This is a genomic window from Phreatobacter aquaticus, assembly GCF_005160265.1.
Lineage (GTDB): Bacteria > Pseudomonadota > Alphaproteobacteria > Rhizobiales > Phreatobacteraceae > Phreatobacter > Phreatobacter aquaticus.
Map to the genome: position 1 here is coordinate 3,468,192 of NZ_CP039865.1, position 18,123 is coordinate 3,486,314.

The following is an 18,123-nucleotide window of genomic DNA, read 5'->3' on the forward strand; positions in this document are numbered from 1 at the left end:
GATGCACCTGCGCTGTTGGCGCCGGAACTCGCGGCCGATGCTGCCCCGGCCGCCGAAGCTGCGAAATCCGCGAAATCCGCCGCGCCGACGCATTTCCAGAAGTCCATTTTCCGTGACTGGGGTCGTCAACGGCCGGGCTGCGGGCTCCGCCGTGTTCAAGAAGGCCATCAGGGCAAGGGTCTCAAGCATGGGTCTCTCCCGTTGGGGTTCAAGAATGGTCCAACGGGAGCCTTCCGCTCCCGTCGCTAGTCGCCCTTCGGCCCACCCCGGAACAGGATGCGCCAGCGCCCTTCGGCTGTCGAGATCCTTGCAATGTCATTTCGGGACCCATCCAAACCTCAGGTGTTTGGGGCTGCCAAAGGAAAATCGGGTTGCCGGCATGGGGCCAAGACGGTTGGCTCGGCTCAAGCAGAACTCCCGCATTTTCGCTACCTCAAGACATCGCCTGAGATAATCCGCCTGGCAGTGATGATGTACGTCCGCTACCCGCTGTCGCTGCGCAACGTCGAGGACCTGCTTCACGAACGCGGTATCGCCATCACCCACGAGACAGTGCGGTTCTGGTGGAGCCGCTTCGGAGTGATCTTCGCCACAGAGATCCGCCGGAGCCGAGTTTAGGCGATGCGGTCGTTCCGTCATCGGCGAAGCATTCTGACACCTCGGAATCGCCCAACGAATTCAATATCGCGCTCGAAATTGGATTTATCAGAGTGTTGTTGAAATCATTGGGCAACCTCAGGCCTTCTAAGCTGTTGGTCGCAGGTTCGAGCTCTGCCGGGATCGTCAGTTTCCGTTCCATGTCATGGTGGTCGGCGACGACCGCGCGGTGCCTGAGTTGGCTCCGAAGCTGCTTCCGAGGCTATCCGGGTTGCCACTGCGACCGCCCAATGCGCATTCCGAGTGTTGCTATTGGGGTACGCTAACGGAAGCTACTCCCTGCTATCGTACATGTCCTGACGTAATGAGGGTTCAATGAACCGCCACCTGATTGCCACCGCATCCGCTCTCGCCCTTTCGGTCGGGTTTGCTCAGGCCGCTGATCTTGGCGCCCCGCGCATGCCGATCGCTGCTGCCGTAGTGGCTCCGGTCTTCAATTGGACAGGCTTCTACCTCGGCGCTCACGTGGGCTACGGATGGGGGCGGACCGGTGGCAGTTTGTTCACACCCACGGGCACGTTCCAGACAAATGAGCCGGCGTCGCCAAACGGCGTGTTCGGTGGCGGTCAGTTGGGATACAATTGGCAGTTCAACAACATTGTTCTCGGCCTAGAGACCGATCTGAGCGCGGCCGGCTTCCGCGATAGCCGCCTATACAACGTGAACCCAGTGTTCTCCAACAACACCCGCGTCAATTGGGTTGGTACAGCGCGCGCGAGGGCGGGTTTGGCCTTTGACAAGGCACTGCTCTATGTCACGGGCGGTCTTGCCTATGGCGGGGTCTCGATCGGCGCAGTGCCCGGCCCGGTCGGCGTCACCTCCAGCCGTACCCGCCTCGGTTTTGCGCTTGGGACCGGCGTCGAATACGCCTTTGCGCCGACCTGGACCGCAAAGCTCGAGTACATGTACTACAATTTCGGCTCTGCGACGTACACGACCTCGGCTGCTGCCGAGTTCATTCGCGCGACCCCGCAGGTCCACACCGTCAAAATTGGCGTGAACTACCTGTTCTCGACCGGTCCCTCGGCGGTCGTCGCCCGCTACTGAGCCCCGGCGAACGGAACGCCGAAAGGCCGCATCCGGGCGACCTTTCCTTTTGATCTCGGGACTGTGTCGGGTGCGCCGACTGTCAGCGTCAATGCGTTGGCGTCAGCCGGTCCAGATGGCGACGCGACAGCCAGATCGCGACCGTGGCGGCGGCCACCATCCAGATCTTGCCCAACACCAGGCCCGGCAGCAAAGCGACCGAGCCGAAGGCGAGCCACAGGAACAAGGCGCTGTCGATTGCCGTGCCGACCAGGCTGGAGGCAAGGACGGCCGGGATCAGTCGCTTGCGGGCAAGCGGCGTGTAGACTGCCGTGTCGGCGAGTTCGGAGAAGATGAAGGCGGCCGCCGAGGCAATCGCCAGCGAGGGCGCCGCAACCAGCCAGGAGAGCGCCGCGCCGGCTGCGATGCCAGCCAGTGACCAGGACAGTCCAAGCGTCCGCTGCACCAGGTCACGCAGCACCAAGGCCAGGCCGATCATCAGCACGCCGGACGGCGCCATCAGGCCGAAGCCGACCGGGATGAGGCAGGGGCCATTGGGAACGCAGGTCGTGCCGATGTTGCTGATCAGCCAGTTGGCTGCGGGAATGGTGGCGATGAAGCCGGCAAGCGCTGCATATCCGAGCATGACGGGGGTCCGGAGCTTTGGAACGTGGATTTGCGCGGGCTCTACACGGTCAGGCGCGCGACCGCCACCTCAAAGAGCGCCTAGGCCTCACGAGGCTGTTGCGTGACATGCCCGTGACCTTCGCCTAGAAGGCGGTCGGCAGACCAAAGCGCCGCCTCTGTCTCCAGCCTTGCTTCAAGACCGAAAGGTCGCCTTGCCGAGACGTCCATGACGCCAATGCCAGTGCCTTCGCCCGAGTTGACCACGTTCCGAAACCGCGCCGCGGCTTCATGGGAGATGCTGCGCGCCGGGCTCGTGCGACTGTTCCGGCCGGTCAGGCCGACAGCCACGCCCGCCTTGCGGATCTTTCCGGGATGGCCGGAGCGGTTCGCTGCGGCCGCGATCGCGCTGGCGCTGATCTTGGCCGGCATGGCCTATCTCGATCCGGTCCTGCAGCCCCTGCAATACGGCATCACGGGGCATCTCGCGACCTTCTTCCAGATCGTCACCGATTTCGGCAAGTCCGGCTGGCTGCTCTGGCCATGCGGTGTGGCGATCCTCGTCATAGTGGCAGTGATGCCGCCGGTTCAGCGTCTCGCCGACCGGGTCGTGCTGGCCCTGATGGCCCGTCTGGCCTTCGTGTTCATTGCGGTCGCCGGATCAGGGATCATCATCGCCGTCGTGAAGCGGCTGATCGGCCGTGGCCGTCCTCGCTACTTCCAGGAGTTCGGCTCGCTGCATTTCGATCTGACGGCATGGAAGGCGTCCTATGCGAGCTTCCCCTCAGGGCATTCGCAGACGGCTTTTGCCATCGCCGTATCGTTTGCCTGCCTGTTTCCCCGGTGGCGCAACTGGTTGTTGGCGGCCGCCGCTCTGGTGGCTGTCAGCCGGGTGGCCGTCGATGCCCATTATGCCACCGACATCGTGGTGGGCTCGGCTTGGGGCGCCTGGTTCACATTGATGACCCGCGAATGGTTCGCCCGGCGGGGCCTGGTCTTCTCGCCGGGCATGGATCGACGTCCGTTTCCAATGCCGGCGCGGCGCCTGCGACAGGCGGTCACAGCTTTGGCAGGGCGCCTGCGCGGGCGTTGACGTGTCCGCGCAGGCGTTGTCTGGCCGTCAGGACGCGGCCTTCATCCGCTCGAAGCCGGCTGCGAGATCAGCCTGCAGATCGACAACGTCTTCGAGTCCGATCTGGAAGCGCAGCGCCGTGCCGCCGGGGTTCCAAGTCGTCGCCGTCCGGTAGGTCGAGCAGTCGAACGGAACGACCAGGCTCTCGTAGCCGCCCCACGAATAGCCCATGCCGAACAGCTCGAGGCCATCGAGGAATGCAGCTAGGGCTTTCTGAGAAACAGGATGAAGAATTACCGAGAACAGGCCTGATGCACCTTTGAAATCACGCTTCCAGATATTGTGGCCAGGGTGCGACGGGAAAGCCGGATGCAGAAGCGTCTTGACCTCGGGACGCGCGGCCAGCCATTCGGCCATGGCCATGCCCTGACGCTGGGCCTCGTCGAGCCGAAGCTTCATGGTGCGCAGTCCGCGCAGTGCCAGGAAGTGGTCTTCCGGGCCCGCACCGATGGCCATGGCGTCGAAGGTCTGGCGCAGCGGCTTCCAGCACCGCTCGTTGGCGGTGACCAGGCCCATCAGGATGTCCGAATGGCCGCCGAGATATTTGGTGCCGGCTTCGATGGCGAGGTCGACACCCCGCTCGTGGGGCGGGAAATAGAGCGGCGTTGCCCAGGTATTGTCCATCAGCACCACGGCGCCGTGCTTGTGGGCGACTTCGGCGATGGCCGGAATGTCCTGCATTTCGAAGCTCTGCGAGCCCGGCGCCTCGGTGAACACGGCCGTCGTATTGGGGCGCATGAGGTCGCCGATGCCAGCACCCACCAGCGGATCGTAATAGGTTGTTTCGACGCCGAAGCGCTTCAACACGCCATCGCAGTAATTGCGTGTCGGGCGGTAGACCGAATCCGGCACCAGCAGATGATCCCCGGCCTTCAGGCAGGATTGCAGCGCGACGACGATGGCCGCGAGGCCCGAGGGCACGATCACCGTACCTGCCGCGCCTGATATGTCACTCCAGGCCTGTTCCAGCGCCTGGGTCGTCGGCGTGCCGTAGGTTCCATAGACGAAGCGCTGACGCCGGGCCTGAAGCTCCTCATAGGTCGGATAGAGAACAGTCGACCCCCGGTAGATCGGTGTGTTGACGAAGCCGAATTGTTCGGAAGGCTTGCGGCCGCCGACGACCAGTCGGGTGCGCTCGGACAGGCGCTTGGGATCAGTGGGGCCGGACATGAATGCCTCGAATTCTGAGATGCGGCGACTGTCGCCGGCAGGGAAGGGGAAGGCATTTCCGCGACCGCCTCTGCGTCAGTCAAGCCCTTGACCCTCGTTCCAAGATGGCCTGTGATGCAGGAATGCGAGGTCTCCAGGCTCAGCGGCGGCTAGAACCGGCGCGCTGGCCAGGGGGGAAGCGGCCTTTATGGCCGAAATCCGGGCGAACCAGCCTCGCAAGCTTCATCGACCGAACCACAAGAGTGGAAGGGCTGCCACCATGAAACGGATCGTCTCAACCATCGCGCTCGGCGCGGCGCTCGGCCTCGCGGCCACCGCTGCCTCTGCGCAGACGGCGAATACCACGCTGCGCAATGTTCAGAACAAGGGCTTCGTCCAGTGCGGCGTGACCCAGGGCCTGGCGGGCTTCTCCCAGCCCGACAGCGCGGGCAATTGGGTTGGCTTCGACGTCGACCTGTGCCGCGCCATTGCCGCTGCGATCTTCAATGATCCGACGAAGGTGCGGTTCTCGCCGCTGTCGGCGAAGGATCGGTTCACCGCTCTCCAGTCGGGTGAAATCGACGTCCTGTCGCGCAACACGACCTGGAGCCTCCAGCGCGACACCTCGCTCGGCCTCAACTTCGCTGGTGTGAACTATTATGACGGCCAGGGCTTCATGGTCCGCAAGGCGCTCAACGTGAAGAGCGCCCGCGAACTGTCCGGCGCTTCGGTCTGCGTCCAGACCGGCACCACGACGGAGCTCAACGTCGCCGACTATTTCCGTGCAAACAACATGAAGTACGAGCCGGTGGTCTTCGTGACGGCCGACGAGACGATCAAGGCCTACGAATCGGGTCGTTGCGACGTTTTCACGACCGATGCCTCGGGCCTCTACGCCCAGCGCCTCAACCTTTCGAACGCCAATGACCACGTGGTTCTGCCGGAAATCATCTCGAAGGAGCCGCTCGGCCCCGTCGTCCGCCATGGCGACGACCAGTGGTTCGACATCGTGAAGTGGGTGCTCTTTGCACAGGTCACTGCTGAAGAACTGGGCATCACCAAGGCCAATGTCGATCAGCAGCTGCAGTCGACCAACCCCGAGATTCGGCGCGCGCTGGGCATCGAGGGCAATCTCGGCGAAGCGCTCGGCCTGACCAAGGATTGGGTCGTTCGCATCGTCAAGCATGTCGGCAATTACGGCGAGAGCTTCGACCGCAACCTCGGCCCCAGCACCCGGCTCGGCATCGCCCGCGGCCTGAATGCGCTGTGGAACAAGGGCGGTCTGCAGTACGCGCCGCCGATCCGCTGATACAGGATCGATCTTACCAGCTAGACACGACATGCATCCCGGGTCCACGATCCGGGGTGCATTCGGTGAAGACGAATGGCCCGCGAATTGCTCGATAGCAAACACGACAGGGTCGCTCACCGGCGGAGAAGGGGACGGCAAAAATGACGGACGGCACATTGCCGGCTCAAGGGGGAACTGCGCCCAAAGTCGCATTCTTCAACGACCCGAAGATCAGAGGCTACATCTTCCAGGCTGTCGCGCTCGCGATCCTGATCTTCATGATCTATTCGGCGGTCAGCAACGCTGTCACCAATCTGACCAACCAGCGCATCGCCGCTGGCTTCGGCTTCCTCAACAACACCGCCGGCTTCGGCATCTCCCAGACGCTGATTCCCTGGGGTGAGGCCATGTCCTATGGCCGAGCCTTCGTGGTTGGCCTGTTGAACACCCTGTTGGTCGCCGTTGTCGGCGTCGTGTTGGCAACGTTCCTGGGTTTTGTGGTTGGCATCGCGCGCCTCTCGCCGAACTGGGTGATCTCGAAGATCGCCTATTGGTATGTCGAGGTGATCCGCAATCTGCCGCTGCTGTTCCAGATCCTGTTCTGGTACCTGGCGGTGCTGGCGACAATGCCTGGCCCGCGCGACGCCTACTCGATTTTCGGCAATTTCTACGCGTCCAATCGCGGCCTCACCATGCCGAAGCCGATGTTCGGTGATGCGGCTGTCGGTATCCTCATCGCACTCATCGTCGGCGTGATCGCGGCTTTTGTGGTGCGTTCCTGGGCCTACAAGCGACAGGCCGAGACAGGACAGCAGTTCCCTGTGGCGCTCACCATGTGGGGGCTGATCCTCGGACTGCCGATCATTGCCTATTTCCTCACGGGCATGCCGATCAGTTTCGAATATCCGACCAAGGGCCGGTTCAACCTGTCCGGCGGCACGACGGTCATCCCCGAGTTCATTGCCCTCGTCATCGCGCTCGTTGCCTATACCGCCGCCTTCATTGGCGAGATCGTCAGGGCAGGCATCCAGGCGGTGAGCCACGGCCAGACCGAGGCGGGCCGTTCGCTCGGCCTGTCCGAGGGCCGTATCCTCAACCTGATTGTCATTCCCCAGGCCATGCGGGTGATCATCCCGCCATTGACCAGCCAGTACCTCAACCTGACCAAGAACTCGTCGCTGGCTGTCGGCATCGGCTATCCTGACATGGTGTCGGTCGGCGGTACGATCCTGAACCAGACGGGACAGGCAATCGAGATCATCGCCATGTGGATGGGCTGCTACCTGACGGTGTCGATCATCACCTCCATCTTCATGAATTGGTACAATCAGCGCATTGCGCTGGTGGAACGGTGAGGCCGGCACCATGACGACCTCCTTTGTCCGCTCCGAACTTGTCACGCCCGACGCGCCGCCAGCCTCGCTGGTCGGACCGGTCGGCTGGGTGCGCAAGAATCTGTTCTCCTCGATCCCGAATGCGGTGCTGACCTTGGTCGGCGCCTATATCGCCTACAAGCTCGTCTGGTCGTTCGTTGACTTCACGATCGTGCGGGCAGTCTGGACCGGAGCCGACCGGGAAGCCTGTCTGGATGCAAAGGTTGGCTGGGCCGTCGGTGCCTGCTGGCCGTTCATCTGGGCGAAATTCGGCCAGTTCATGTACGGCTTCTATCCGGTCGAGTTCCGCTGGCGGGTGAATCTGACCTACATCATCGCCATCCTGCTGCTCGTTCCGCTGCTGATCCCAAAAGTGCCCTACAAGGCGCTGAACGCCGTCTTGTTCTTCGGCGCTTTTCCGATCCTGGCCTTCACGCTGCTCTATGGCGGGTCGATCATCAATCCGTGGCTGAGCGTCATCGGCTGGCTCGCGGTCATGTTCGCTGTCGTCCTGCTGGTCGCCTATGTCCTCAGCGTTATCGAGAAGAAGCCGGTCGCGCCGTATCTGAATTATGGAGCAGGCATTCTGGCGGTTGGCGTCAGCTGCATGCTGCTCGTCCGCACCGGCCTGTTTGCCGAGCCGACAATGCCGATCGTCGAGACGCGGCAATGGGGTGGCCTGCTGGTGACCCTCGTTGTTGCAACGGTCGGCATCGTTGCGGCCCTACCGATCGGCGTCGCCCTCGCGCTTGGCCGCCGCTCGAAGCTGCCGATGATCCGTTTCCTGAGCGTTGCCCTGATCGAGGTCGTGCGCGGTGTTCCGCTGATCACAGTGCTGTTCTTTGCGACGTATCTGCTGCCGCTGTTCCTCGAGCGTTCCCCCGACGCGCTTCTGCGCGTGCTGGTCGGCGTCTCCATCTTCTCCGGCGCCTATATGGCCGAGACGATTCGCGGCGGCCTGCAGGCGATCCCGAAAGGCCAGTTCGAAGGCGCTCAGGCGCTTGGCCTCAACTATCCGCGCATGATGGGACTGATTGTGCTGCCCCAGGCGCTGAAGCTGGTCATTCCCGGCATCGTCAATGCGTTTATCGGCCTGTTCAAGGACACGACGCTGGTGTCGATCGTCGCGATCTTCGACCTGTTGGGCGGCCTGCGTGCGGGCTTCACCGATCCGCAATGGGCAAGCCCGGTCACTCTCTACACCGGCTTCGCTTTTGCCGGGATCATCTACTTCTCGTTCTGCTACTTCATGTCCCGGTATTCGATCTTTGTCGAAAACCGCCTCAATACCGGCCGCCGCCGCTGATCGCCGGCGCACAAGAACAAGGTTTTCAGGAGTCCCGAATGACCAGTTCCGCTATCGCCAAGATGCCGACGACCAACAATGAGGTCGCAGTCGACATCACGGGCATGCACAAATGGTACGGCGAGTTTCATGTGCTGAAGGACGTCAACCTGACGGTGAAGCGCGGCGAGCGCATCGTCATCTGCGGGCCCTCGGGCTCCGGCAAGTCGACGATGATCCGCTGCATCAACCGCCTGGAGGAGCACCAGAAGGGCACGATCGTCGTCGACGGGATCGAACTGACCAACGACCTCAAGAAGATCGACGAGATTCGTCGCGAGGTCGGCATGGTGTTCCAGCACTTCAATCTGTTCCCGCACCTCACCATCCTCGAGAACTGCACGCTGGCGCCGATCTGGGTCAAGAAGATGCCCAAGAAGGAAGCCGAGGAAGTGGCGATGCACTACCTCAAGCGCGTCCGCATCCCCGAGCAGGCGCTCAAGTATCCAGGCCAGCTGTCAGGCGGTCAGCAGCAGCGCGTCGCGATTGCGCGCGCGCTCTGCATGAGCCCGAAGATCATGCTGTTCGACGAGCCGACCTCGGCGCTCGATCCGGAAATGGTCAAGGAAGTGCTCGACACCATGGTGGGCCTCGCCGAGGAAGGTATGACCATGCTCTGCGTCACCCATGAGATGGGCTTCGCCCGTCAGGTCGCCAACCGCGTGATCTTCATGGACTACGGGCAGATCATCGAGATGAACGAGCCCAATGCGTTCTTCTCGAACCCGCAGCACGAGCGCACCAAGCTGTTCCTGTCGCAGATCTTGCACTGACGGGCGTCAAGCCGGAGGAGGTGGCCGATGTCCGGTCTGGCGGGCCACCTGCTGCCCCTGCTGGCGGCCGCAAGCCTCGGCCTTCTCGCCGGTGCCCTGCTGGCCGAAGACCGGTTGCTCGTGCCCTATTGGCGGACACTGCCGGCCGAGACGTTCTTCGGCCTGCACCCGACATACGGGCCGCTTCTCTATCGGTTCTTCGCGCCGCTGACCATGGTGGTTCCGCCGGCGGCGATTTTGGCTGCCGTTCAGGTGACCCTGCAGTCCGGCGGTTTCTCGCCGCGCAGTCTCTTGGCGATCGCGTCAGCGGTGTTGGCCTGCAGTCTGGTCGCCATCTACCTCGCGTTCTTCAAGTCGGCGAATGAAGCCTTCCTGCGGCGCGCCGTGTCTGCCACGGAGCTGCCGGCCGCCCTCGCACGCTGGGCGGCCTGGCACCGTGCTCGCGTCATTGTCTGCCTGACTGCCTTTGGGCTGTCGCTCCTGTCCCTGGTCGCCTGACAATCAAGTCTTGGCGACGCGCTGGAGCAGCTGGCTCACGTCTGCGTACCGGTGACCACCGGGCAATCGTCAAGGCCGCCCCATTCGGCCCAGGAGCCGTCATAGAGGCCAGCGGGTTCCTTGCCGATGGCATCAAGGGCAAGCCACAGGATCGCCGCAGACACACCCGACCCGCAGCTGGTGATGACCGGCCGGTCGAGATCGACGCCAGCATCGGCAAATGCCCGCCTGATCGCCTCCTGCGACACCAGGCGGCCGTCCTTGACGATCTTGCCGAAGGGTAGGTTGAGTGCGCCCGGCATATGACCCGATTTCAAGCCTGCGCGCGGCTCCGGCGTTTCGCCACGGAAGCGGTCGGCTGGGCGCGCATCCACCACCTGCACCTTGGCCGAGGCCAGGGCTTTCTTGACATCGCCGAGATCGGCGACCGCGCCATGGTTGCGCCGCGCCGTGAAATGGCGCTCTTCGCGCGCCTTGGCGGGGCCGGCCTCGACCTCGCGACCCTCGGCCACCCATTTGGGCAGGCCGCCATCGAGAATGAACACGCGCTCGACGCCGAAGGTGCGGAACATCCACCAGACGCGGGGTGCCGAAAACAGTCCTGCGCCGTCATAGACCAGCACCGACTTGCCGTCGCCGATGCCGAGCTTGCGGCACGCCGACTGGAACACCGCCGAAGGCGGCATCATGTGCGGCAGATCGGAATCCTTGTCCTTCACGCTGTCGATATCGAAACGCTGGGCGCCGGGAATGTGGCCGGCGAGGAATTCCGCCTCGGCATCGCGGTTCATGGTCGACAGGTAATAGGAGGCATCCAGGATGACCAGATCCGGGGCTTGGAGGTGGTCGGCTAGCCAGTCGGTGGAACGGAGCCAGGAAGAGGGAAGGGCGGTCATCAAGCGGTTCCTCAGCCGAACACGACGCGCACGCGTCGGTTCTGTTTGCCTTTTTTCTCGATCGCCGAGACGACCAGCCGGCCGACCTCGCTCGTATTCTTGACGTGTGTGCCGCCGCACGGCTGCAGATCAATGTCGCCAATTGCAACCAGCCGGACCTTGCCTGACCCCATGGGCGGCTTCACCGACATGGTCTTCACCAGGCCGGGATTGGCCTCAAGCTCGGCATCGGTAATCCAACGGGTGGTCACGTCGGCATCGCGGCCAATCAGGCCGTTCAGCTTCTCGGTCACGTCGTCCTTGTCGATACCGGCCTCGGGAATGTCGAAGTCGAGCCTGCTCTCGTCGGTGCCGATCGACCCGCCCGTCACCGGATAGGTCAGCACAACGGACAGGAGATGGAGGCCGGTATGCATGCGCATCCGCTTGTAGCGGATCGGCCAGTCGATCTTGGCGGTGACCGTTGATCCGATAGCCGGAGCGGCTGACCCAGGCGCCAGCGCATGAACGATATCCTGCTTGGTCTCGCCATAGACCGCAGTCGCAACCACAAGCTCCGCGTCGCCCACGACCATCGTGCCGACGTCGCCCGGTTGCCCGCCGCCGGTGGGATAGAACACGGTCCGGTCGAGCTGAACCCCGAAGGCCCCATCCTTCTCGGTGATCCCCACAACCGTCGCGGTGCATTCGGTGAGATAGGCGTCGTCGCGAAACAGAAACTCGGTCGGCATTGGGTCTCAGCTGCCTTCTATCAGGTCGACGACGGGTTCATCGGGACGTTCGAGCCAGCGCGGAACGCCAAGGCCCTTGGAGCGCAGGAACGCCGGATCGTAGATCTTCGACGCATAGCGGAAGCCATAGTCGCAGAGAATGGTCACGATCGTATGGCCGGGACCCATCTGACGCGCAAGCCTGATGGCACCCGCGACATTGACGCCGCTCGAGGGGCCGACACAGAGGCCCTCGTGGTCAAGTAGGTCGAACATGACCGGAATGGCCTCGTCGTCAGGGATCTGGAAGGCCACGTCCACCGGCGCGCCGTCGATGTTGCGGGTGACGCGATTCTGTCCGATTCCTTCGGCGATCGACGAGCCACTCGCCGTGAGTTCGCCACGGGTGAACCACGAATACATGGCGGCGCCCAGAGGGTCGGCGCAACCGATGGTCACATTGGGATTGAAGCCCTTGAGCGCCATGGCAATGCCGGCAAGCGTTCCGCCGGAGCCGACCGAGCAGATGAAGCCGTCGACTTTGCCGTCTGTGTCGCGCCAGATCTCCGGGCCGGTGGTTTCGATATGGGCCTGCCGGTTCGCGACATTGTCGAACTGGTTGGCCCAGAACGCGCCGTTGGGATTTTCCTTGGCGAGCCGCGCAGCGGTGCGTTCGGACACGCGGACGAAATTGTTCGGATTGGCATAGGGAGCCGGCGGCACCTCGATCAGGCGGGCGCCGAGATGGCGCAGCGCATCCTTCTTCTCGCGGGACTGGCTGTTCGGAATGACGATGACGCATTCAAGCCCGAGCGCCCGTCCGACCATGGCGAGCCCGATGCCCGTATTGCCGGCGGTGCCCTCGACGATGGTGCCACCCGGCCTCACCAGGCCCTTGGCCATGGCATCGCGGATCAGGAACAGCGCGGCCCGGTCCTTGACCGACTGGCCCGGGTTCAGGAACTCAGCCTTGCCAAGGATGGTACAGCCGGTCGCCTCGCTCGCACCCTTGAGCTTGATGAGCGGCGTTTTGCCGATGGCATCGACGACGGATGGCAGGAAAGGCATCGCGGGCTCCGCAAACGTCGCCGGACGCTAGCTGAGCCGGTCCTGACGCTCAACCCGCCATCCGGCGAAGAAACCAACCGTTCTGCGATCACCGCTGCGCGAAGATGAACTGTCTCACATCGATGGTGCCTGCGCGAAATCCCGCCTCGCAATAGGCGAGGTAATAGACCCACAAACGGCGGAACCGTTCATCGAAGCCGAGATGGGTCAGATCGGGCCAGACGGCGGTGAACCTGTCGGCCCAGGTCTTCAGGGTTGCCGCATAATCCCCACCGAAGGCCGTTTCGCCATCGACCTTCAGCCCGGCCTGGCCGGCAAGATCGCGCATATGGCTTGCTGTCGGCAGCATGCCGCCCGGAAACACATAGGCGCGAATGAAGTCGATTTCCCTGAGATAGTCGGCCCAGAGTTGTTCGGCGAGAGTGATGACCTGGACACCGGCCCGGCCGCCCGGCTTCAGGCATCCCGCGAGCGTGCTGAAATAAACCGGCCAATATTCCTTGCCCACGGCCTCGAACATCTCGATCGATGCGATGGCGTCATAGGTGCCGGTCTCGTCACGGTAATCCTGGAGCTTGATGGTGACGCGATCGGAAAGGCCAGCTTCCGCCATCCGCTTCACGGCAAAGGCATGCTGTTCGTCGGACAGTGTCAGTGCGGTCACACGGGCCCCGTAGTCACGCGCCGCCACCTCGGCAAAGCCACCCCAGCCACAGCCGATCTCCAGCACATGGTCACCGGGCTTGAGCTGCAGCTGGTCGGCGAGCATCCGGTATTTCGCGTGCTGGGCCGACGGCAGGTCAGCTGCGCCCGCGCCGAAATAGGCCGAGGAATAGGTCATGGAGGGGTCGAGCCATGCCTTGTAGAACGCGTTGCCCAGGTCGTAATGGGCAACGATGTTGCGTTTCGCCTGGCGCTTCGTGTTGCGATTGCGCCAGTGGCGATAGCGCTGCACCAACCGGGCAAGCGGGTTGAAGCGGGTCAGGCGACGCACGGCCTCGGTATTGGCGCAGAAGAAATAGAGGAAACCCGCAGGATCCGGGCTGTCCCATTCGTTGCGGATGAAGGCTTCGGCAAAGCCGACATCGCCGTCGAGAATCAGCCTGCGCGCGAATCGGTAGTCACGAATGATGACCTCGGCCGAAGGCCCGTCATCCGCGCCCCGAAACACCAGCCGCCGCCCGTCGGGAAGCGTCACTGTCAGCCTGCCTCGCCGGATGTCGAGCGGATATTTGAGGGCCTGACGCACGATCAGCGGCAGGCCTGCGGTCGCCATGCGCAGGCTTTCGCGGGTCACTTCGATGACGGATGAAAACGGCGCAGAACGCTCGGTACCAGTGGTCATGAACATGCTCGCTGTTGAAGTCCGGCGCAAAACCATGTCGGCTTCGCTCCGATGGCACGTGAGCGCTGGGGCATGGCAACGCGGCATCCAATTCCGGTTGCGTTGTCGACAATGCGAGCGCGGCGGAACGAGGCACGGACCAGAAGGTTATGCATTTTTCCCGTTTGTTCAACGGTTGCGACCGGCAACACGTTCCGCTCAAACGTCATCGCGGCCACGCAGCGCCTGAAACGCGTCGAGCGCCCGGGCGCGGGCCACGGCATGGTCCACGATCGGACGCGGGTAGGTCACGCCCAGTCGGACGCCCGCGCCCTTCAAGACCTGGTCGTCAGCCTGCCACGGCGCGTGGATTGCGCTATCGGGCAATCGTGCCAGTTCCGGCACATAGCGGCGGATATAATCACCCTTGGGATCAAAGGTTTCGCCCTGCTTGACCGGATTGAAAACTCGGAAATAGGGCGCGGCGTCGGCACCCGAACCGGCCACCCACTGCCAGCTCGCCGCATTGTTGGCGGCATCGGCATCGACCAGCGTCTCCCAGAACCAGGCCTCGCCCTCGCGCCAGTCGATCATCAGGTGCTTGATGAGGAACGAGGCGACGACCATGCGCACGCGGTTGTGCATCCATCCGGTCTGCCAGAGCTCGCGCATGCCGGCATCGACCAGCGGATACCCGGTCAAGCCGCGCTGCCAGGCGGCGAGGCCAGCGGGGTCGGTCCGCCACGGAAAGGCGTCGAAGCGCGCCTGGAAGTTGTCCTGCGCCAGGCGTGGCCAGTGAAAGAGCAGGTGATAGGAAAATTCACGCCAGCCGACTTCCGAGAGGAACTTGTCGATTCCAGCCCGCCCGGACGCCGCGCCCGCATGTTCGCTGGCGTGCCAGATTTGCACCGGGGAGAGTTCACCGAAGCGCAGATGCGGCGAAAGACGGGAGGTTGAAGCAAGATCGGGCCGGTTGCGCTCGTCGGGATAGCGCGCCAGGCCGGCGTCCAGGAAGTCCGCTAGCCGTGCACGGGCCCCGGCCTCTCCGGGAGACCAGACCTCTGCAAAACCCGCAGCCCAATTGGGGGATGTGGGTTCGAGCCCCCAGCTTGCAAGCTCTTCGCTTGGGACGGGCGTCCTGCTGCCGACAAGGACCGCCGGCACCGGCAGGCTGGCGCCTGGCTCTCCGAGCCGTTGATGGGCGCGCCAGAAGGGCGTGAACACCCGCATGGGATCGCCAGCCTGGGTCTTCACCTCCCATGGCTCGCGCAGAAGGCTTCCGCCGAAGGTGTCCACCGCGACGCCAGTGGCCTTTAGATCGGCCTTGATGGCCGAATCGCACGCGATACCCACCGGATCGTAGCGCCGGTTCCAGGCCACCAGCCCCGCGCCAAGGCAATGGGCCAGATCAGGCACGATGGTGCGTGCATCGCCCGACCGAAGCACCAATTGCACGCCCCGCGCTTCCAGATCGCGGCCGAGCGATTGAAGGCTTCGCGATAGCCACCAGCGCGCGGCGTCACCCACTGGTGCGCGTCCGCCCGCAGCATTCTCCAGAACATAGAGCGCAATCACGGGCGCGCCGGTCTCGGCAGCCCGGCAAAGGGCTGGATTATCCGCAAGGCGCAGGTCGTTGCGAAACCAGAGCAGCGTGGGGGAGGGCAGGGTCATCCTGCCTATACACCGCAGAGGCGGCTTCGGATCAGGCGTGCCTGCTGAAAGCACGTGGCGGCGATCGGGCCATCGGAGCCAAACAAAAAGGCGGACCTGACACACGTCAGATCCGCCTTTTCGAAAGTGGCTCCCCGGGCCGGATTCGAACCAGCGACCAACCGGTTAACAGCCGGTTGCTCTACCACTGAGCTACCGAGGATCATCGCTTTCGCGAATGAGCGGCGCGTCTAACACAGGTCTGACACGATTGCCAAGTGACGATTGTGAAGAACCTTGCAGCCGAGCCCGCAAATTGGGCCCGACGTGCATGTCGACGGTCAGGGAAACGGCAGAATTTCGGCCACCTAGGCCGAAATGCGAGCCTTTCGACATTATCGGGCTGAATGCTCGCCGAGCGAAAGATTTCAGGAGAAGGGAGGTGGAGGCCTCGCCCTATTTAGAACCCGTTGTTCTCTGGAGTTTCGCGCTGTTCTTCGCTGTTCCCTTGTATTTTGCAAAGACAGGTAAATCGCATCTTGTGCACCGTGTCAAGCGTGCACCCTTGTACGGCCCTGTATTCCTCGGTATGGCTCAATCTCCGTCGCCGAGTGCACAAGAAAGTGCACAAGGATCGTTCGAAGGCTCAGCGAGGAAGCGAACGCATGGCCAGTCAGGTCAACAAATTGTCGGCCCGCCGGGTCGAGACGCTCACTGAACCCGGGCGACATTCGGATGGTGGCGGGCTCTATCTCGCTGTTTCGGACACCGGCGCAAAAAGTTGGGTCTTCGCTTGGGTCCGTTCCGGCAAGCGCAACATGGTGGGCCTCGGTTCGTTCAAGGCCGTGCCGCTCGCCAAGGCCCGGGAGAAGGCCGCGGAGGCCCGTCAGGCAGTTGAGCGCGGCGAAGATCCCCGAATCGTCCTGAAGCCCGCCAGCGCGGCCCCTGCCGCCGTGGTGACCTTCGGCGACGAGGCCACGGCCATGATGGAATCGCTGCGGCCAATCTGGCGGTCTGAGGTCCATAGCCGCCAATTCGAGAACAGCCTCCGAACCTATGCCGCTGAGATCTGGAATCGCCCGATCGCCGTGTTGAACGCGGTCGACATCAAAAACATGCTGTTGCCGATCTGGAGCGAGAAGCACGAGACAGCGACACGCGTCCGCGAGAGGACCGAACGTGTCTTCGCCCATGCCCGGGCACATGGCCGATATGAGGGTTTCAATCCTGCCGCGTGGCAGGGGAACCTGAAGGATCTTCTGCCGAAGGGGAAACGCGTGGTCTCCCACAATGCCGCGCTCCCGTTTCAGCTGATGCCGGATTTCATGGCGAAGCTCCGATCGTCCTATGGGCAATCGTACCGGCTGCTAGAGTTCATCATCTTGACGTGGGTTCGCACGGGCGAGGCGCGCGGCGCGCGCTGGGAAGAGATCGACGTCACCCGCCGTCTATGGACGGTGCCGGGCGAGCGCATGAAGGCGGGCAAGGTTCACGTTGTCCCCTTGTCCGATCAGGTGCTGCGGCTCCTCGGCAATCAGAACCGGCCTGAGAGCGGCAAGGGCTTGGTGTTCCCCGGGCCGAAGGGCGAGGAGCTATCCAACATGGCCGCAGCCATGCGCCTGCGGAAACTGATCGTCGGCATGAAGCACGGAGAGACGCCGGTCGAGGCGACGGTGCACGGCTTCCGCAGCACGGCCCGCACATGGGCAGGCGAGGTCACCGACACGCCACGCGAGGTTGCCGAGGCTGCCTTGGCCCATGTGGTCGGCAATGCCGTGGAGCAGGCTTATTCGCGCGGCGATGCGCTGGAGAAGCGGAAGGGGCTCATGCAGGCGTGGGCCGACTATTGCTTCTCGCCTGTGGCTCCGGCTATTGACGCAACGTCACTTGCGGCCTGAGGTCCCCGATGCGCCTTGCTATTGCGACCTTGTTCGTCGCCATCTCCGCTATTCCGGCTGCCGCTCAAATTTCACAGGCGTCCGCTGAAGCCGCGATCGACGCGACCACAGTCCTTACGCTCGGGGCCGGGTGCGCAATGCGGTTCGAACGTCGCCAAGCCGAGGTCTTCACGGCTTTTGACCGGAGGCCCGAAGTCGCGGCGATCCTGCGTGACCACGCTCAATTTATGAAAGAGTCGTGGGACATGGCCAACACCCAGCAGAAACGCGAGCTTTGCGATTTCGCCCGGGCAAAGGCGCGAAGCTTGGACATCACACTGCGGCGCTAGTCGCCAGTCGATCGATTGTCTGTTTCGCCGTGCATCAGGTCGTGCAGCGCCTCGCCAAGGCCATCCTTATAGTGCTGGAGAGCGTCCCGAAGTGCAGTGCTGGCGACGAGGAGCTTGTCGGCCATCACCATTCGCTTGCTTTCGGCAAGGGTGTCTTCGCTTAGGATTACCATCGCGCTGCTGATCTCCAACGCGGCCCTCTTTATCGCCTCTGCTAGCTCGCTGGCGGAGGGATCGGGCGGACGCGGTCCTGCTCCGGGGAAGCGCACAATCGTCATACGGGCCTGTCCCTTGTTGCAGGTCGCTCGACTCAAGAGACGACGTAAGGGAAGCTAGCTTGCACGCTACATTCTGAGCAATTGTGGAATTGCCTCAATGGC

17 protein-coding genes, 1 tRNA gene and 1 pseudogene are annotated in these 18,123 nt (G+C 63.2%); 10 read left to right on the forward strand and 9 right to left on the reverse strand.

All coding sequences use genetic code 11. The features are described 5' to 3' along the window. Positions 1-450 precede the first annotated feature (450 nt). Together E8L99_RS24190 and E8L99_RS16395 are read left to right on the forward strand one after the other, a co-directional pair. A pseudogene (locus E8L99_RS24190) lies at positions 451-606 on the forward strand (IS6 family transposase); the annotation flags it as partial. Between the two features lie 366 nt (positions 607-972). After that, positions 973-1,704, forward strand: a complete 732-nt coding sequence (locus E8L99_RS16395; protein ID WP_137100551.1) for an outer membrane protein — start codon at positions 973-975, stop codon at positions 1,702-1,704. 88 nt (positions 1,705-1,792) lie between these two features. Here the strand turns inward: E8L99_RS16395 and E8L99_RS16400 are convergent, their stop codons facing one another. Beyond that, a complete protein-coding gene (locus tag E8L99_RS16400; RefSeq protein ID WP_137100552.1) occupies positions 1,793-2,329 on the reverse strand; it encodes a VUT family protein in 537 nt (178 codons plus the stop codon). A 207-nt stretch (positions 2,330-2,536) separates the two neighbouring features. Here E8L99_RS16400 and E8L99_RS16405 point away from each other — a divergent pair, with 207 nt between their 5' ends. Next, positions 2,537-3,400, forward strand: a complete 864-nt coding sequence (locus E8L99_RS16405; protein ID WP_137100553.1) for a phosphatase PAP2 family protein — start codon at positions 2,537-2,539, stop codon at positions 3,398-3,400. Positions 3,401-3,427: 27 nt separating this feature from the next. Here E8L99_RS16405 and metC read toward each other — a convergent pair whose 3' ends face one another. Further along, the gene (metC, locus tag E8L99_RS16410) at positions 3,428-4,609 is read right to left on the reverse strand and encodes a cystathionine beta-lyase (RefSeq protein WP_137100554.1); all 1,182 of its coding nucleotides are present in this window, start codon (positions 4,607-4,609) and stop codon (positions 3,428-3,430) included. Between the two features lie 259 nt (positions 4,610-4,868). Here metC and E8L99_RS16415 point away from each other — a divergent pair, with 259 nt between their 5' ends. The 5 genes from E8L99_RS16415 (at position 4,869) to E8L99_RS16435 (ending at position 9,868) form a co-directional block, all read left to right on the forward strand. Beyond that, a complete protein-coding gene (locus tag E8L99_RS16415) occupies positions 4,869-5,897 on the forward strand; it encodes an amino acid ABC transporter substrate-binding protein (protein ID WP_137100555.1) in 1,029 nt (342 codons plus the stop codon). 143 nt (positions 5,898-6,040) lie between these two features. Continuing rightward, positions 6,041-7,234: an amino acid ABC transporter permease gene (locus E8L99_RS16420; protein ID WP_137100556.1), complete on the forward strand. Its 1,194-nt coding sequence runs from the start codon at positions 6,041-6,043 to the stop codon at positions 7,232-7,234. A gap of 10 nt (positions 7,235-7,244) precedes the next feature. After that, entirely contained in the window at positions 7,245-8,558 is a 1,314-nt protein-coding gene (locus E8L99_RS16425; RefSeq protein WP_137100557.1) for an amino acid ABC transporter permease, read from the forward strand. A gap of 38 nt (positions 8,559-8,596) precedes the next feature. Then, on the forward strand, positions 8,597-9,370 hold the full coding sequence (locus E8L99_RS16430) for an amino acid ABC transporter ATP-binding protein (RefSeq protein ID WP_137100558.1): 774 nt from the start codon (positions 8,597-8,599) through the stop codon (positions 9,368-9,370). A gap of 27 nt (positions 9,371-9,397) precedes the next feature. After that, a complete protein-coding gene (locus tag E8L99_RS16435; protein ID WP_137100559.1) occupies positions 9,398-9,868 on the forward strand; it encodes a DUF1772 domain-containing protein in 471 nt (156 codons plus the stop codon). 35 nt (positions 9,869-9,903) lie between these two features. Here E8L99_RS16435 and sseA read toward each other — a convergent pair whose 3' ends face one another. The 6 genes from sseA to E8L99_RS16465 all read right to left on the reverse strand — a co-directional run bounded on the left by sseA (position 9,904) and on the right by E8L99_RS16465 (position 15,739). Further along, positions 9,904-10,764 carry a 3-mercaptopyruvate sulfurtransferase gene (sseA, locus tag E8L99_RS16440; RefSeq protein ID WP_137100560.1) on the reverse strand — a complete coding sequence of 287 codons (861 nt, stop codon included), beginning with the start codon at positions 10,762-10,764 and terminating at the stop codon, positions 9,904-9,906. An 11-nt stretch (positions 10,765-10,775) separates the two neighbouring features. Next, positions 10,776-11,495, reverse strand: coding sequence for an alanyl-tRNA editing protein (locus E8L99_RS16445; protein ID WP_137100561.1), 720 nt, complete (start codon positions 11,493-11,495; stop codon positions 10,776-10,778). A gap of 6 nt (positions 11,496-11,501) precedes the next feature. Next, positions 11,502-12,542, reverse strand: coding sequence for a cysteine synthase A (locus tag E8L99_RS16450; RefSeq protein ID WP_137100562.1), 1,041 nt, complete (start codon positions 12,540-12,542; stop codon positions 11,502-11,504). Between the two features lie 88 nt (positions 12,543-12,630). Further along, on the reverse strand, positions 12,631-13,887 hold the full coding sequence (locus tag E8L99_RS16455; protein ID WP_137100563.1) for an SAM-dependent methyltransferase: 1,257 nt from the start codon (positions 13,885-13,887) through the stop codon (positions 12,631-12,633). A gap of 198 nt (positions 13,888-14,085) precedes the next feature. Next, positions 14,086-15,537: a cryptochrome/photolyase family protein gene (locus E8L99_RS16460; protein WP_137100564.1), complete on the reverse strand. Its 1,452-nt coding sequence runs from the start codon at positions 15,535-15,537 to the stop codon at positions 14,086-14,088. A gap of 127 nt (positions 15,538-15,664) precedes the next feature. Further along, positions 15,665-15,739, reverse strand: a tRNA-Asn gene (locus tag E8L99_RS16465). A 442-nt stretch (positions 15,740-16,181) separates the two neighbouring features. On the opposite strand from E8L99_RS16465, the gene E8L99_RS16470 reads away from it, so the two are divergent. Together E8L99_RS16470 and E8L99_RS16475 are read left to right on the forward strand one after the other, a co-directional pair. Next, positions 16,182-17,414, forward strand: coding sequence for a tyrosine-type recombinase/integrase (locus tag E8L99_RS16470; RefSeq protein WP_137100565.1), 1,233 nt, complete (start codon positions 16,182-16,184; stop codon positions 17,412-17,414). An 8-nt stretch (positions 17,415-17,422) separates the two neighbouring features. After that, positions 17,423-17,743, forward strand: a complete 321-nt coding sequence (locus tag E8L99_RS16475; protein WP_137100566.1) for a hypothetical protein — start codon at positions 17,423-17,425, stop codon at positions 17,741-17,743. On the opposite strand, the gene E8L99_RS16480 is transcribed toward E8L99_RS16475, so the two are convergent. Then, positions 17,740-18,021, reverse strand: a complete 282-nt coding sequence (locus tag E8L99_RS16480; RefSeq protein ID WP_137100567.1) for a hypothetical protein — start codon at positions 18,019-18,021, stop codon at positions 17,740-17,742. The two genes, E8L99_RS16475 and E8L99_RS16480, sit on opposite strands and share 4 nt — an antisense overlap. Between the last annotated feature and the right edge of the window lie 102 nt (positions 18,022-18,123).